Raw genomic sequence first — 15,714 nt, forward strand, 5'->3', positions numbered from 1 at the left:
GGCTGCTCTCCTAGAAGCGGGACGGGGGCTGGTACTCCCCGAATACCTGCTTGATGCTCTGGGTGATTTCGCCGACGGTCGCGTAGGCGAGCACCGCCTCGCGGATCGAAGGCATCAGGTTCTCCCTGCTGCGTGCGGTCTCCTCCACCCGGCGCAGCGCCTGCCGCACCTGCGCCGGATCGCGCGCCCCGCGCACCCGGGCGAGGGAGCTGCGCTGCCGCTCCTGCGCCTCGGTGGAGAGCGCCTGCTGCTCGATCGCCTGCTCTTCGGCCTCGCTGCGGTGGACGTTGACGCCCACCACCGGGATCTCCCCACTGTCGACGCCGCGCTGCCATTCGTAGGCGCGGCGGCCGATCTGCATCTGGAGCCAGCCGGTCTCGAGGGCCTTCTCCATGCCGCCCTGCGCGTCGATGCGATCGAGCACCGCGCGGATCGCGCCTTCCATCTGGTCGGTGAGGGCCTCTACGAAATAGGAGCCGCCGAGGGGATCGGCGACCTTCGCCACCTCGGTCTCCTTCTCGAGGATCTGCTGCACGCGCAGCGAGGTCCTGGCGGAGAGCTCGGTGGGGATGGCGAAGGCTTCGTCGTAGGCTGCGGTGAAGACCGACTGCAGCCCGGCGCAGGTGACGGCGAAGGCCTCGAGGGTGATCCGGGCGACGTTGTTCAGGGGCTCGGCGCGGGTGAGCGACTGGCCGCCGCAGACGCAGGCGGCCCGGAGCCGCTGGGCGTTCTCGCCGGCGCCGACCTCCTTCATGAAGCGGGCCCAGATCCGCCTGCCCGCGCGGTACTTGGCCACCTCCTCGAAGAAGTTCACGTAGGTGTAGAAGAAGAAGGAGAGGCGCTTGCCGAAGGCGTCTGGATCGAGGCCGCGGTCGAGGAGCCCGCGCACGTAGGCCATGCCGGCGGCGAGGGTGTAGGCCATCTCCTCGGCAGGGTTGGCGCCTGCGTCGCGGTAGTGGCTGGCGATCGAGATCGGGTTGAAGCGGGGCAGCCGCTGCACCGTGTCCTCGATCACGTCGAGGGCGAGCCGCATCGAGGGCTCGATCGGGAAGACCCAGGCGCCGCGGGCGCCGAACTCCTTGAGCAGATCGTTCTGGACGGTGCCGCTGATCCGCTCGGGCGCCACGCCCTGCTGCCGCGCCACGGCTTCGTACATCGCCAGCAGGATCGCGGCGGTGGCGTTGATGGTCATCGAGGTGGAGACGCGGTCGAGGGGGATCTGCGCGAAGACCGTCTCCATGTCCGCCAGCGAGTCGATGGCCACGCCGACCTTGCCCACCTCGCCGGCTGCCATCGGATCGTCCGAGTCGAGGCCGAGCTGGGTGGGCAGATCGAGCGCCAGGGAGAGGCCGGTCTGGCCCGCCTCGAGGAGGAAGCGGAAGCGCTCGTTGGTCTCCTCCGGCGTGCCGAAACCGGCGTATTGGCGCATCGTCCAGACCTTGCCCCGGTACATGTCGGGGAAGATCCCGCGGGTGAAGGGGAACTGGCCCGGCGGGGGCGCGGCCTCGCTCCGCACGTCCTCCGGGCCGTAGAAGGGCTGCAGGGGGATGCCGGAGCGGGTCTCGTAGCGGGGCGCGTGGCGCACGCGCGCCGAGGTGGCGGGACGGGGCGCGCGGATGGCGCCCTCGTCGCGCGCCGGGGCCTCGCCGGTCGAGAGCTCCCGTTCGTCGGCGCCGCGATCGCTCACGCCCGCGCCCCCGCCTGCTGCGTGCCGGCGCCGTCCTTGCGCTCGACGATCCGGTTGTTCTCGTCGAGGATCCCGGCGCGTTTCGCCACCGCGATCTTCTTCCACTCCACCCGCAGTGTGGCGGCGTCGACCATCTCGTCGCCGAAGACGATGGCGCCGACGCCCTGGTCGGTGTCGGCCTTCTGGTAGGCCTCCATGATCGCCAGCGCCCGCTCCAGCTCCTCTCTGGAGGGCGTGTAGACCGAGTTGATGATGTCGATGTGCGAGGGGTGGATCGCCCACTTGCCGTCGAAGCCCATCTTCGCGCCGTATTCCGCGTCCTTGCGGACCTGCTCGAGGTCGCGGAATTGGAGGGTGACGTTGTCGACGACGTCGATGCCGGCTGCGCGGGCGGCGGCGATGGTGTGGGCCTTGGGGTAGTGGTGCACCTGGAACTGCTCGGTGGTCATCTCCTTGGAGCCGATGTCGCCGGCGTAATCGGCGATGCCGAAGATGAGCGAGGCCATGCGCGGCGTGCAGGCGGCGATCTCCTCGGCGTGGAGCATCGCGCGGGCGCTCTCGATCAGCACCTCGAGCTTGATCCGGCCCATCTCGAGGCCCGCGTTCTCCTCGATCTGCGTGATCAGGCGGTCGACGAAGAGCACGTCCTCCGCCCCGTAGACTTTGGGGATCACCACCACGTCGACGTTGCGGCCGGCGGCCTCGAGCACCTCGATCAGATCGCGGTAGAAATACTTCGTGCGGATGTTGTTGGGCCGGATCGCGCGGATCTTGCCCTTGAAGTCGAGGGTGGTGAGCGCCTCCACCAGCGTGCCGCGGGCGGCGATCTTCTGCGAAACGGCGCAGGAATCCTCGAGGTCGAGGATCACCTCGTCGGCGCCGGAATCCGCCGCCTTGCTCATCATCTTGAGCGAGTGGGCGGGGCAGGTGAGCTCGGTGCGCCGCACGTTGAACTCGCGGGCGATGACGAGCTGGTCCCAGGGCCGTGCGTCCTTCTTCTGCTGCGCTGCCTGCTTCTGCATCGGATCTCTCCCGTGGCGGCAGTGGCGGCCGCCGCCGCTTTCGTTTCAGGCCCCGGTGGACCAGTGGCTCTTGCGCTTCACCAGCACCTCGCGGGTGATCTCGAGCACGGTCTGGCCCCGCTGGTTCTTGCCGACGAGGAGGAATTTGACGACGCCGGCGTCCTCGCGTTCGGGGCTCGCGCGCTTCTCCAGCACCGTCGACTCGGCGAAGAGCGTGTCGCCGGCGAAGACCGGGCTCTTGTGGCGGCCCTCGTCGTAGGAGAGCTCGGCCAGCGCGTTCTCGCTGGTCTCCTCGGAGGCGAGCCCCACCAGGAAGGCGAAGACGATCCCGCCGTAGACCACGCGGCGCCCTTCGAAATAGGTGCCGGGCTGCTCGTCGCACATCGCCTGGTTGAAGTGCAGCTGCGCGGTGTTGAGCACGATGTTGGTCAGCGCCATGTGCTCGGTGTCGGCGATGGTGCGGCCGCGCGGGTGGACGATGGTCTCGCCGACCTCGAAGTCCTCCCAGTAGTTGTCGTCGCGGGTGAGCCTGCGTCCCTCGAGGGCCCGGGCCGCGACCCGCTGCAGGAGCGCGCCCTCCTTCAGCTCCTTCTCCTTCATGACCATGCCTCTCTCCCTCAGTCGGCGAGGAGCCGCTTGGCGATGACCTCGTATTGGATCTCGGAGGTGCCTTCGAAGATCCGGAAGACCCGGGCGTCGCGCCAATAGCGCTGCGCCGGGTATTCGCGGCTGTAGCCGTAGCCGCCGAAGACCTGCAGGCATTCGCTGGTGACCCGCTCCGCCATCTCGGCGGCGAAGGCCTTGGCCATGCCCGCCTCGAGGTCGCAGCGCTTGCCCGTGTCCTTCATCTGGCAGGCGTAGTGGGTCAGCTGCCGCGCCGCCTCGATCTCGGTGGCCGCGTGGGCGAGCTTGTGCCGGATGATCTGGAACTCGGCGATCGGCTTGCCGAATTGCTCGCGCTCCTTCGCGTATTGGATCGCGGCGTCGAGGGCTGCCTGCGCCACGCCCACCGCCCGCGCGGCGGTCTGGATCCGCGCGTACTCGTAGGTGGCCATGAGCTGGTAGAAGCCCTTGCCCTCCTCGCCGCCGAGGAGGTTCTCCGCAGGGACCTCGTAGTTGTCGAAGGCGACGTTGTACGAGTTCATCCCCTTGTAGCCGATGGTGGGGATGGGGCTGCCGGAGAGGCGGGGCGGATCGAAGCCGTCGCCGGGCTCCTTCTCGATCAGCAGCATCGAGAGGCCCTTGTGTTTGGGGCGGTCGGGGTTGGTGCGCACCAGCGTGCAGAGGACGTGGGCGCGGTTGGCGAAGGTGCACCAGGCCTTCTCGCCGTTGACCACGTATTTGTCGCCCTGCCGCACCGCGCGGGTCTTCACCCCGGCTGCGTCGGAGCCGACGTCGGGCTCGGTGAAGGCCGCAGCGGCGAGCATCTCGCCGGAGCAGATCTTCGGGAGCCACAGCCGCTTCTGCTCCTCGGTGCCGTTGGCGTGGATGAGCGAGCCGGTGATGATCATCCGGGTCATCACCGAGCCCACCGAAAGCCATGCCCGGGAGAGCTCCTCGGTGACCAGGGCCATCGAGAGGGTGTCGAGACCGCTGCCGCCGTATTCCGCCGGGAAGATCAGGCCGAAGTAGCCGAGCTCCGCCATCTTGCGGATGAGCGGCATCGGGATCTCGGCTGCCTGGTTGTCGAGCTCGCTCGCGATCGGATCGACCTCGGCCCTGGCGAAGTCGCGCACCGACTCCTGGATCATCCGGTGGTCGGCGGAGATCATGCGACCTCCATGGCACCGGGGGCCTTGGTGGGCGCCTCGTAGCTGCTGCGCTTCTTCACCAGGATCTTCCGCTCGTAGCTGATCACCTCTTCGCCGTGCTGGTTGGTCCCCACCGTGCGCACGTGGACGATCCCCCTGTCGTCCTTCGATTCCGAGGCGCGCTTGTCGAGGACGGTGGACTCGGCGAAGAGCGTGTCCCCCGGGTAGACGGGGCGGGCGAAGTGCATCCGCCAATAGCCGAGGTGGGCGAGGGCCTGCTCCGAGAGGTCCTCGACGGTCATCCCGAAGACCACGTTCATCACCAGGAGCGGATTTACAGGCGTGTCGGGATGGCCGAGGGCGCGGGCGTAGACCTTGTTGAAGTAGAGTGGGTTGGCGTTCATGGTCCAGGTCGTAAAGAGCGAGCACTCGCCCTCGCCGACGGTGCGGCCCCAGTGGTGGCGGTAGGTGTCTCCCACCTGGAAGTCCTCGAAATACCGCCCGTACTGGACCACCCTGCGCTTGCTCATCGAGAGCCCTCCCCAGGAGCTTTGCCCTCCACGGGTAAGCACCCACTGCGCGGTGCGTCAACCCGTGGGTTGCAAATCTGTAAATTGACAGGGCGAGGGGGAATCCCTTTACTCGCCAGGTAGCCGGTAAAGGGAAGACTCGCCCGGGGCTTGCCGCGGGAATGTGGCGACGCGCTGCGCAGAGGGGAACGGGAGCGCACCCGACCCGGATGGGCCGGCCCCCGCGCCGTTCCACCAGACGAGAGGGAGCCGCCGATGAACGACACCCGTCTCAACGCCAACGTGGGGCTGAAGATCCGCGCCCTCCGTCTCGAGCGGGGCCTGAAGCAGGCCGACGTGGCCCGGGAGATCGGCGTCTCGCCGGCCTATCTCAACCTGATCGAGAAGGGGAAGCGGGTGATCCCCTTCCCGCTGCTCTGGAAATGCCTGCGGCTCTACCAGCAGGATCCCGAGGCCTTCATGTCCAGCCTCGGGGAGGGGACGGTCGACGAGGCGCTGGCCCGGCTGATCGAGGACCCGCTGCTCCGCTCCCTCGACTTCGACGCGGCGTCGCTGGAGCGCCTCTCCGCGGAGCCGAAGCTGATCGGGACCGTCGCCGCGCTCTTCCAGCTCTACAAGAACACCCGCAGCCAGCTCGACAACCTGCTCACGCGGATCTCGACCGAGGGGCCCGGGGCGCCAGGCGACCCGGCGCTCGGCCGCGACTACTCGCCCTTCGACGAGGTGGTCGATTTCCTCGAGGCCCACCAGAACCATTTCCCCGAGCTGGAGGCCGCGGCGGAGGAGGTGCGGATCGACGGCAGGCTCGGGCGGCAGGCCACCTCCGAGGATCTACGCCGCGTCCTCGGGGAACGCTTCGGCGTGCGGGTCGAGTCGAAGAGCTTCAGCCGCTCCTCCGTGGTGCGCCACCTCGATCCCGACGAGGCCGTGCTCCAGCTCTCGCCTTCGCTCACCGAGCAGCCCCTGAAATTCCAGCTCGCCGCGGCGATGGGGATCCTGGTGGTGGATCGGAGCGGCCTCGCCGAGCGGATCACCGCCGGCGCGCGGATCCGCCACGTGGAGACGGCGAAGCTGATCAAGGTGAACCTCGGCAACTACTTCGCCGGGGCGCTGCTCCTTCCCTATGGCGAATTCTTCCGGGAGGCGCAGCGGACGCGCTACGACGTGGACGCCCTCGCGGCGATCTTCGGCGTGACGTACGAGACCGTCGCCCACCGCCTCTGCAATCTCTCGGATCCGAGGCGCCGCGGCGTTCCCTTCCACTTCCTCCGTGCGGACGCAGCAGGGAACATCTCCAAGCGCTACAGCGCCACCGGGCTGCGCTTCGCGGTGCAGGGGGGCTCCTGCCCGAAGTGGGCGGTGCACGTGGCCTTCCTCACCCCCTCGATCCTGCGGCGGCAATTCTCCGTGCTCCCCGACGGCACCATGTATTTCTGTTTCGCCAAGGCGATGGTGAACCCCATCGAGGGATCGGTGGAGCGGGGCACGGCCTGGTCGATCGGCATGGGCACCGTCGCAGACGACGCGAAATTCCTCTCCTACGCCAACGGCCTTCCCACCAGCCAGGCGGAGATCAAGCGCCACGCCGTTCCTGCAGGGGTGAGCTGCCGCTTCTGCGAGCGCACCGACTGCAACCAGCGGGCTGCGCCCTCCTACCGCTTCGCGTTCTCCTTCGACGAGTACACGAAGAAGGAGAGCTTCTTCTCGCCGCTGATGCACAAGGATCAGAAGACTGCGCCGGCGACGAAGGGCAGGAACAGGAGCGCGGGCCAGCAGCCGTAGCGCTCCTGCTCTCCGTACGGCCCCTTGCCCACCACCGCACACACTGTGTGCTCCCAGTCGTTGCGCGGGGTTGCAAATCCCCTCTTGCGCCTTCTCCCCCCATGGGTAGGCTTTCGCTGCAAATCGTTCAAATTGCAGCAAAGAACCCTACCCCATGCGGGCAGCGATCCCAGGAGACGCTCCCCGCCAGGAGCGTGTGATGGCTTCGTTCGGGAAGTCGCTTGCGCCTCATCTCCAGCTGGGAGCCCTGCTCCTCGGCCTGCTCCCCACCGCCGCCCTCGCCAGCAACGATCCGGTCGGCATCGCCCTCGAGATCGAGGACGGCCACGGCGTGCCCCTCGAGCTCCAGGCGGGCGGGCGCTACTACGTCGACCAGATCGATCTGCGGGCGGCCCTCGCCGCGTCGGTAGACGCAGGCGTCGACGATCTCGCCGCCGAAGGCGACTTCGCCGATCTCGACTGGAGCGGCGTGCGCCTGGCCGACGAGGAGTTCGTGCTCCTCGCCAACGCCGACGGCACCTTCACCCGCCGCCGCTTCTTCCGCGACGCAGCGTGGATGGAGCAGGCGAGCTCCTTCGTGGTGCAGCAGCTCGACTGCAGCGGCGTTCCGGTGGGCAGGCCGCTGGTGCTGGAGGCTGGGACCGACGACGCGCGCCAGCCCGGCGACGATTTCTTCGTGCGGCGCCTGCGCGCGATCCAGTGGACCCACGACTGCGCCGCCCTCGACGACTGCTCCACCGCCAGCCGCTTCGAGGAGGAGGCGCTGGTGGAGCTGCGGCACGCCCGCGGCACGCCGCAGTCCTTCCTCCTCCACCCCCACGCGGCGGCGCTGCAGGTGGAGTGGAGCCTCAAGCCCTGGCAGCGTTACGAGGTGCCGCTGCGCCAGGTCGTGCAGCCGGGATGGGACTACGGCTTCGCGATCGCCCTCGCGCCCCTCACCGCGCCCCGCGCCGACGGCACCTACGCACCCGGCACCGACATCACCTTCCGGATGACGCTGCAGGACGGCAGCGGCACGCCCCTCCATCCGCAGGGCGTGCTCCCGACCTACAACGACGTGGTCTTCGCCGGCGACCCCGCCGGCATCCAGTACTACCGGGCCTTCTTCGATCCGAGCGCCACCTACTACCGCCGCAAGCACCGCGAGCGGATGCTGATGGCGCAGATCATCGGGCCCGCCCAGGACATCCGTCCGATCCGCAGCGTGGTCGATCTCTCGCTCTTCTTCGCTCCGGGCGCCCAGGTGATCGGCACGCCCGCCCGCGACGGCGTCTACGCCGAGTTCACCACCATCCCCCAGGCCTCGGATCTCTTCGGCGGCGCCTTCGATCCCACGCACGCGGGCTGGGCCGCCCCGGTGAGCGACGAGTTCACCTTCCACATCCCGGCGGATGCCGCACCCGGCACCTATCTCGTCACCACCAAGGGCCGGCGCGTCTACCAGGGCGAGGATCGCCCCGCCAGCACCACCATCGAGATCCAGGTGGGCCAGCAGGAGCGGACCGTCGCCCACCTCGCCACCGGCAATTGCGAGAGCTGCCACCAGAACGGCGGCGAGCTCTCCCGGGTGCTCCACGCCAACGCCAACCGCGCCGCCTGCAACGGCTGCCACGCGCCGCTCAGCTTCGAGCTCGAGGGGCCGATCTACGTGCGCACCCACTTCGTCCACTCGCGCTCCGACCGATTCGACGCACCGCTGGAGCGCTGCACCACCTGCCACCTCGACCAGCAGACCACGCAGCGGGTGAGCAAGAGCGCCTGCCTCTCCTGCCACACCGAGTACCCGGCGTGGCACGAGCAGGCCTTCGGCCCGGTCGAGAGCATCTACGTCGGCGGCGGCGCGGAGTCCTTCGCCTCCTGCACCGACGGCTGCCACCAGACGCATCCCGGCAGCGGCTTCTAGAATCCAGAGGGGGAGTAGAGAAATGGCCAGGGTAGAGCTCCATTCCGCACGCACGAGCGAGCGGGATCCCGTCCGCGCAGCAGAAGCACTCGTCTCCCAGCTCGGCGGCGCCACGCCGAAGCTGGTGAACCTCTTCCACTCCCGCGATCGCGACGCGGGGGCCCTCAACCGGGCCCTGCGCGAGCGGTTGCCGAAGAGCTGCCGGCTCGTCGGCGCCACCACCGCCGGCGAGATCGATCGCGACGGGATCCACGAGGGCACCGCCGTGATCGGCGCGCTCTCCGGGGATTTCGAGGTGGGGCTCGGTCTCGGCGCCGGCCTCTCCGTCGATGCGGTGGGGGCAGGCAACCGCGCCATCGAGCGGGCAGCGGCGGAGCTGGGGACGAGGCCCGCCGATCTGGACCCGCGCAAATACGTGGCGATGGTCATCGACGACGGCTTCCGCTACCGCAAGGAGGAGCTCCTCCTCGGCGTGCTGGAGCGCAACCAGGCGCTCATCGTGGTGGGCGGCGGCGCCGCCGATCACGAGGGCGATCCGGAGAAGCAGTCGGCGCTGCTCCACCTCGACGGCGAGGTGGTCACCGACGCGGTGATCACCACCCTGGTGCGCACCGACGCCCCGTGGGCGGCGCTGCGCTCCCATTGGTACGAGCCCACCGGCCAGATGATCCGGGTCACGAAGACCGACGCCACCTGCAAGCGGGTCCTCGAGATCGACGGCAAGCCCGCCGCCGCGCGCTACGCCGAGCTCCTCGACGTGCCCGTGGAGGAGCTCGAATTCGGCTCGCCCACCGGCTTCGGCGTGCGGCCCACGGCGATGAAGGTGGGCCGCGAGTATTTCATGCGGGCGCCGTGGAAGCCGCTGCCGGACGGCTCGATCCTCTTCGCCAACCTGATGCACGAAGACACCGAGCTCGAGCTGATGCGGCTCGGCGACATGGTGGGGCTCACCCGCCGCTTCTTCGAGCAGGAGCTGCCGGCGCGCGTTCCGAACCCGCAGGCGGCGATCCACTTCCACTGCAGCGGCCGGATGTGGATGGCGGGGGCGATGGGGCAGGTGGGCGCGCTCTCCGAGGCATTCCGCGCGGCGCCGCCCAGCGCCGGTTTCAACTGCCACTTCGAGCTCTACTCGGGCTTCCACATCAACACCACGCTCACCATGCTGGCCTTCGGATCGAACGAATGAAGAATGAAACGAGCCCCGGGCGGCGGATCGTCGTCGTCGCCAACCCCGCTGGCGCGGAAGCGCTCAAGCAAGCCCTCTCCATCGCCGGCGTCGTGGCGCAGGTCGACTGCGCCGCGAGCCGGGCGGAGCTGGAGTCGGCGCTCCGCCAGCCCGCCGACGTGGTTGTCGCCGCCGAACTCCCCGGCCTCGACGCAGGGGTGATCCTCGGGATCCCCGCAGAGCCGATGCGGCTGGTGATCTTCGCGGAGGCCTGGTCCGAGGAGGCGATGCAGGCGGCGATGGCCGCAGGCGCCAGCGACTTCGTCTGGCGCGAGGCGATCGCCCGCCTCGGCCCCGTCGTCGAGCGCGAGCTCCGCGCCTCGGTGGAGGATCGACGCCGCCGGGCGGAGGAGGCGGTCCTGCGCGAGCAGAACATGCTGCTCGAGCGGATCATCGACAGCATCCCGTTCGTGCTCTTCGTGAAGGACGCGGAGGAGCTCCGGCTCCGGGTGGTCAACAAGACCTTCGCCGACGCCTTCGGCACCACCAAGGAATGGCTCCTCGGCAAGCTCGACGAGGATTACTTCCCGCAGGAGCAGGCGGCGTCCTTCATCGAGAGCGACCGCGGCGTGCTCGCGTCGAAGGAGATGCGCTCCTTCGAGGAGGTCGCCCGCACCGGCGTCGAGGGCGAGGACCGGGTCTACGCCACGCGCAAGATCCCCCTCCTCGACGAGAAGGGCGAAGCCCGCTGGCTCCTCGGCGTCACCGAGGACGTCACCGATCGCAAGCGCGCCGAGTCGCAGCTGCAGGCGCAGCACCGCATGCTCGAGGAGGCGAACCAGCAGCTCGAGGCGAGCCTGCGCGAGGTGGAGCGCAGCCAGGCGATCTCCGCCCGCTCCCTGGCGAGCTACCAGCAGCGCGCGCTGCAGATGGAGATCATCCGGCAGCAGAACGAAGACCTCGATCGCTTCGCCACCGCGCTGGCGCAGGCCAAGCGTACCGCCGAGGAGAAGAGCCGCGCGCTGGAGACGGAAGCGCGGCTGCGCAGCGAATTCCTCGCCAACTTCTCCCACGAGATCCGCACGCCGCTCAACGCGGTGATCGGCTACGCCGATCTGCTCGGCCGCGAGGAGGGGCAGCGGCTCACGCCCCACGGCAGGCGCGACCTCGGCGTGATCAAGGCCAACGCCCGCACGCTGCTCGCCCTGATCAACGACATTCTCGACCTCTCCAAGATCGAGTCGGGGGTGGTCGACGTGGTGGTGGAGGACGTGGAGCTGGGTACCCTCGTCGAGGAGTGCACCGCCACCGTCCGCGAGTACCTCAAGGGCAAGCCGGTGGAGCTCGTCACCCAGGTGGAGCCTGCCGTCGAGCTGGTGCGGACCGACGGCCTCAAGCTGCGCCAGGTCCTGCTCAACCTGCTCTCCAACGCAGCGAAGTTCACCGAGAGCGGCGAGGTGGTGCTGCAGATCGGCGCGGAGGCCGACGGCATCCGGATCGTGGTGGAGGACACCGGCGTCGGCATTCCGGCGGACCAGCTCCCCTTCGTCTTCGAGAAGTTCCGGCAGGTGGACGGCTCCAGCACCCGCAAGGTCGGCGGCACCGGCCTCGGCCTCGCCATCGTGCGCGAGCTCTCCCGGCTCCTCGGCGGCGCCGTCGAGGTGGCCTCGACCCTCGGCCGCGGCTCGACCTTCACCGTGCGCCTGCCGGGCGTGGTGCAGGGCGCGATGAGCAAGCCAACCCCGGCGCCGGTGGCACGCACGGGCGAGGAGACGCCGCTGGTCCTCGTGGTGGACGACGATCCGCTCATCCACCAGCTCCTCCGTGGCGAGCTGGAGGGCGAGGGGTTCGAGGTGATCGGCGCTGCCGACGGGATCGAGGCGCTGGAACTGGCCCGGGAGGCCCGTCCGTCCGCAGTGGTGCTCGATCTCCACCTCCCGCGCCTCGACGGCTGGAGTGTGCTGGCGGAGCTCAAGTCGGATCCCGTCCTCGCCTCGGTGCCGGTGATCCTCCTCTCGGTGGAGGAGCACCGCGCGAAGGGCTTCTCCCTCGGCGCCTGCGAATACCTGGTGAAGCCGGTGGAGCCGCAGCGCCTCGTCTCGGTGGTGGGGCGCTTCACCGCGCAGGGCAAGGGCGAGGTCCTCGTTGTCGACGACGACGCGGACACCCGCTCGCTGGTGGCGCGCAGCCTCGAGGCGGCGGGCTTCCCCGTGGCGCTGGCGCAGAACGGCGACGAGGCCCTGCTGCGTCTGCGGGTGGCGCCGCCTTCGCTGGTGATCCTCGACCTGGTGATGCCGGGGCGGGACGGCTTCGAGGTGCTCCAGCAGGTGCGGGCCGAGGGGTCGCAGGTGCCGGTGGTGGTCCTCACCGGCAAGCGCCTCACCACAGCGGAGGAGCAGGTGCTGCGGGAGGGGATGGCGAACGTGGTGCAGAAGGGCGGTCGCTCCCTCGAGGAGATCGTGGCGGAGGCCCGGCGCACCGTGGTCGAGAACCGCCGCGAGGCCCTCGCCCAGCTGCCCCGGATCCTCTACGTGGAGGACTCTCCGCAGAACCGCGACGTGGTCCGTCGTTACCTGCAGGGCGTCTTCGAGGTGATCGAGGCGGAGGACGGCGAGCACGGCGTCGCGCGCACGCGCCTCGATCGGCCCGCCCTCGTCCTCATGGATCTCTCGCTGCCGCGGATGGACGGCTGGGAGGCGACGCGGCGGATCAAGGCGGACGAAGCGCTCCGCCACGTCCCCGTGATCGCGCTCACCGCCCACGCCAGCCGCGAGGATCAGGCCCGCGCCAGGGAGGCGGGCTGCGACGACTACCTCACCAAGCCGGTGGATCGGGAGGCGCTGATCGCGGCGATTCGCAACCACCTCGAAGGGAGAAGCCATGGCTGAACCGCTCCGCGTCCTCGTTGTCGACGACGACGCGCTCCACCTCTCGATGGTGCAGCGCCTCCTCGGCGGCTACGGCATCGAGGTCCAGACCAGCAGCTCCGCGCTCGGCGTCTCCAATACGGTGCGCCACAACAGGCCCGACGTGGTGCTCCTCGACGTCAACATGGCGCAGCTCTCCGGCGACCGGGTGCTCGGCGTCGCCAGGCGCCACGCGCCGCCGGGCACGCAATTCCTCCTCTACTCGGCCAACGACGAGAGCACGCTCCGCAACCTCGCCAGGGACGTGGAGGCGGACGGCTGGATCTCCAAGAGCGCCGATCCCGAGGAGCTGGTCCGCAAGCTCGAGGAGCACGGCAGGCGGCGGAAGGCGCAGGGATGAACCGCCGGGCCGACACCGCTGGATCGGAGCTCCGAGGGCTGGCGCAGCGCCACCGCAAGGCGCTCGTCGACCACGCGGCGGAGCTGCAGTCGATGGCGGCGACGATGCGGGAGCTCGACGCCGCCTCCCACGAGATCGCCCAGGGCGCAGGTCGCGTGGCGGGCGCCGCGGAGCGGAGCCTCGTGCAGGTCCGCGCCGGCGAGGAGGCGACCGCCGGGATGGTCCAGCGCCTCGAGGCGATCCACGACAACGCCGCGTCGGTCCACGGGGCCCTCGGGGCGCTGGCGGAGAAGATCGCCGCGATCGGCAGCGCGGTGGAGGTGATCGACGATCTCTCCGACCGCGTCGATCTCCTCGCCCTCAACGCCGCCCTCGAGGGCGCGCGGGCAGGGGAGGCGGGCCGCGGTCTCCAGGTGATCGCCGCGGAGATGCGGCGGATGGCGGAGAACGTGGCGGCGCGCACCAGGGGGATCCGCGAGCTCCTCGAGCAGACCCACGAGGCGAGCGAGGCGGCGCTGCAGGCCTCGGAGCGCAACCGCGACGTGGCCATCGACGCGGAGGAACTCGGCCTCGCCGCCACCGCCAGCCTCGGGGAGATCCTCACCTGCGCGGAGGAGACGGCGTCCGCCGCCAGGGAGATCGGGATCGCCACGCTGCAGCAGCAGGAGGCCTCCGAGGGAGCGCTCCGCGGCGTGGTCGCCCTCACCGAGACCGGCGTCTCGCTCCGGGGGATCGCGGCGGAGCTCGAGGAGCGGATCGAGTAGCCGCCTGCCCGGCCGCTTCGAGGCGCGAGGGCCTTTTCCCCCGCGCCGACGTCCGGTATCTCTCCTCCTTCGACGGAGGTGGACGATGGCGGGGCCCCGGCTTTCTGCAGTGGTGATGTGCTTCAACGAGAAGCGGGTGATCGGCCGCTGCCTCGACGCGCTCGCCTTCTGCGACGAGATCGTGGTGGTGGACGACTGCTCCACCGACGGCACCTGGGAGCTGCTCCAGCAGCGCGCCGACGTCCGGCCCTTCCAGCACCGGCACACCACCTTCGCCGCCCAGCGCCAGTACGGAAAGGATCGCGCCACCGGCGACTGGATCCTCACCATGGACGCGGACGAGACGGTGACCCCGGCGCTCGCGCGCCGGATCCGCGAGACCATCGCCCGCGCCGACGCCGCCGACGTCTACGAGATCCGCCGAATCAATCCCTACCCGCGGACCCTCGACGGCCACTTCTGGACGAAGCATCCGCGCCTGGTGCGGGCGGAGAAATGCCGCTGGGTGGTGACCGACGACCCCCACTCGCCCCTCGACACGCAGGGGCTGCGGGTGGCGATCCTCGAGGGCGCCCACCTCGACCACGAGCCGCTCCCCGACGTGGCAACGATGCTGCGCAAGAACATCAACCGCAGCCTGATCGTGGCGGCGCTCGATCGTTCGAAGGGGCGCGAGGGCGGGTTGCTCTCGCTGCTCGGCTCCTCGCTCGGGCGCTTCTTCAAATATTACGTGCGCGAGGGCGCGTGGCGCTTCGGCGCCGACGGGCTGATCTTCGCCGCGGCGTGCGGCTTCGAGGCCTTCGCGAAGCAGGCCTTCCTCGTCGAGCGACAGGACAGGCCCCTCGAGCAGATGCAGGACGGCGGCCCCGGCTCCTATCCGGCGGGCACCACCTTCGTCTCCGGCAAGGGCGAGAAGGCCGCCTAGGCAGCGGGCCTGCCTGCGGCGATCGCCTCGTCCAGGCCGGCGACCACCGCCTCCACCGTGGCCCGGTCCACCTTCGCCCCGGCGCCCCGCGCCTCCACCTCGTCGAGGGTCTTCGCCGCGAGGAGCACCGGCAGGGCGCAGAAGGCGATCACGCCTGCGGAGGCGCCGGCGGCCTGGAGCGCCCGCACGTAGCCGCGGGCAGCGCCGAGATCGGCCCGGGCCCTGGCGAAGACCACCGCCAGGTCGAGATCCGGTGGGAGGAAGCTGCGCCCCTCGCTCGCGTCGTCCGCCGCGTCCTTGAGGATGTTGACGAGCTGGAGCGCCTCCCCGAAGGCCACCGCCCTGGCGCGGAGCGCCTCCTCCGCCACCTCGAGGTCCTCGGCGAGGAGGAGGAGATCGGTGAGGAGCTCGCCGACGATCCCCGCCACCACATAACAATAGGCCACCAGATCGCCGAGATCGCGCAGCTGCAGCCGCCCTTCCTCGCTCGCCCGGGCCACGAAGGCGCGCATGCCCTCGGTGGTGCGGAGCGCGTGGTGGGCGATCACGCCGCGGGCGGCGGGCTCGATCGCGGCGAAGGCGGCGAGGAGCGCGGGCAGGGCTTCGAGGAGCTCGAGGTAGCCCTCGTGATCGCAGGGCGGGGCACCTCGCCAGGTGGCGACCAGCGCCGCGGGATCTGCCTCGCCCCGCAGCACCGCCGCGAAGCCGTCCAGGGCCTCGACCCGAAGGGCCCGGTCCCAGCGGAAGGCGTCCTCGAGGGTGTCGGCGACGCGGAAGAGGAGGTAGGCCACCGCCACCTGATCGCGCAGCGGCCGGGGCAGGCGCGGGATCGAGAGGGCGAAGGTGCGGCTGGTGCGCAGGAGCAGCTTCTCGAGATCCGCCATCGCGGCGCACGCTACCTGCGGTCGCCGGGTAGGC

13 protein-coding genes are annotated in these 15,714 nt (G+C 70.0%); 7 read left to right on the top strand and 6 right to left on the bottom strand.

Going from position 1 to position 15,714, the window contains the following annotated elements:
- Positions 1 to 10: 10 nt before the first annotated feature.
- Genes ACESMR_RS03430 through ACESMR_RS03450 form a run of 5 tightly spaced genes read right to left on the bottom strand, consistent with a single transcriptional unit; the run spans position 11 to position 4,990 of the window.
- On the bottom strand, positions 11 to 1,687 hold the full coding sequence (locus ACESMR_RS03430; RefSeq protein ID WP_373045056.1) for a methylmalonyl-CoA mutase: 1,677 nt from the start codon (positions 1,685 to 1,687) through the stop codon (positions 11 to 13).
- Entirely contained in the window at positions 1,684 to 2,709 is a 1,026-nt protein-coding gene (locus ACESMR_RS03435; protein WP_373045058.1) for an HpcH/HpaI aldolase/citrate lyase family protein, read from the bottom strand. Before ACESMR_RS03435 ends, ACESMR_RS03430 begins: the two co-directional genes overlap by 4 nt.
- Before the next feature lie 45 nt (positions 2,710 to 2,754).
- Positions 2,755 to 3,315, bottom strand: coding sequence for a MaoC family dehydratase (locus ACESMR_RS03440; RefSeq protein ID WP_373045060.1), 561 nt, complete (start codon positions 3,313 to 3,315; stop codon positions 2,755 to 2,757).
- An 11-nt stretch (positions 3,316 to 3,326) separates the two neighbouring features.
- The gene (locus tag ACESMR_RS03445) at positions 3,327 to 4,481 is read right to left on the bottom strand and encodes an acyl-CoA dehydrogenase family protein (RefSeq protein WP_373045062.1); all 1,155 of its coding nucleotides are present in this window, start codon (positions 4,479 to 4,481) and stop codon (positions 3,327 to 3,329) included.
- Positions 4,478 to 4,990 carry a MaoC family dehydratase gene (locus ACESMR_RS03450; RefSeq protein WP_373045064.1) on the bottom strand — a complete coding sequence of 171 codons (513 nt, stop codon included), beginning with the start codon at positions 4,988 to 4,990 and terminating at the stop codon, positions 4,478 to 4,480. The genes ACESMR_RS03445 and ACESMR_RS03450 overlap by 4 nt, the downstream gene beginning before the upstream one ends.
- A gap of 255 nt (positions 4,991 to 5,245) precedes the next feature.
- On the opposite strand from ACESMR_RS03450, the gene ACESMR_RS03455 reads away from it, so the two are divergent.
- From ACESMR_RS03455 to ACESMR_RS03485, 7 genes are all read left to right on the top strand, one after another.
- Positions 5,246 to 6,772 carry a short-chain fatty acyl-CoA regulator family protein gene (locus tag ACESMR_RS03455; RefSeq protein WP_373045066.1) on the top strand — a complete coding sequence of 509 codons (1,527 nt, stop codon included), beginning with the start codon at positions 5,246 to 5,248 and terminating at the stop codon, positions 6,770 to 6,772.
- 199 nt (positions 6,773 to 6,971) lie between these two features.
- Positions 6,972 to 8,675, top strand: coding sequence for a cytochrome C (locus ACESMR_RS03460; RefSeq protein ID WP_373045068.1), 1,704 nt, complete (start codon positions 6,972 to 6,974; stop codon positions 8,673 to 8,675).
- Between the two features lie 22 nt (positions 8,676 to 8,697).
- Entirely contained in the window at positions 8,698 to 9,861 is a 1,164-nt protein-coding gene (locus ACESMR_RS03465) for an FIST signal transduction protein (RefSeq protein WP_373045070.1), read from the top strand.
- The gene (locus ACESMR_RS03470; protein ID WP_373045072.1) at positions 9,858 to 12,728 is read left to right on the top strand and encodes a DUF3053 family protein; all 2,871 of its coding nucleotides are present in this window, start codon (positions 9,858 to 9,860) and stop codon (positions 12,726 to 12,728) included. Before ACESMR_RS03465 ends, ACESMR_RS03470 begins: the two co-directional genes overlap by 4 nt.
- Positions 12,721 to 13,107: a response regulator gene (locus ACESMR_RS03475; RefSeq protein ID WP_373045073.1), complete on the top strand. Its 387-nt coding sequence runs from the start codon at positions 12,721 to 12,723 to the stop codon at positions 13,105 to 13,107. Before ACESMR_RS03470 ends, ACESMR_RS03475 begins: the two co-directional genes overlap by 8 nt.
- Positions 13,104 to 13,871, top strand: coding sequence for a methyl-accepting chemotaxis protein (locus ACESMR_RS03480; protein WP_373045075.1), 768 nt, complete (start codon positions 13,104 to 13,106; stop codon positions 13,869 to 13,871). Before ACESMR_RS03475 ends, ACESMR_RS03480 begins: the two co-directional genes overlap by 4 nt.
- An 85-nt stretch (positions 13,872 to 13,956) precedes the next feature.
- Positions 13,957 to 14,796, top strand: a complete 840-nt coding sequence (locus ACESMR_RS03485) for a glycosyltransferase family 2 protein (RefSeq protein WP_373045076.1) — start codon at positions 13,957 to 13,959, stop codon at positions 14,794 to 14,796.
- Here ACESMR_RS03485 and ACESMR_RS03490 read toward each other — a convergent pair.
- Entirely contained in the window at positions 14,793 to 15,680 is an 888-nt protein-coding gene (locus ACESMR_RS03490; protein ID WP_373045078.1) for a squalene/phytoene synthase family protein, read from the bottom strand. The genes ACESMR_RS03485 and ACESMR_RS03490 overlap by 4 nt on opposite strands.
- Between the last annotated feature and the right edge of the window lie 34 nt (positions 15,681 to 15,714).

Source organism: Vulgatibacter sp., from assembly GCF_041687135.1.
Lineage (GTDB): Bacteria > Myxococcota > Myxococcia > Myxococcales > Vulgatibacteraceae > JAWLCN01.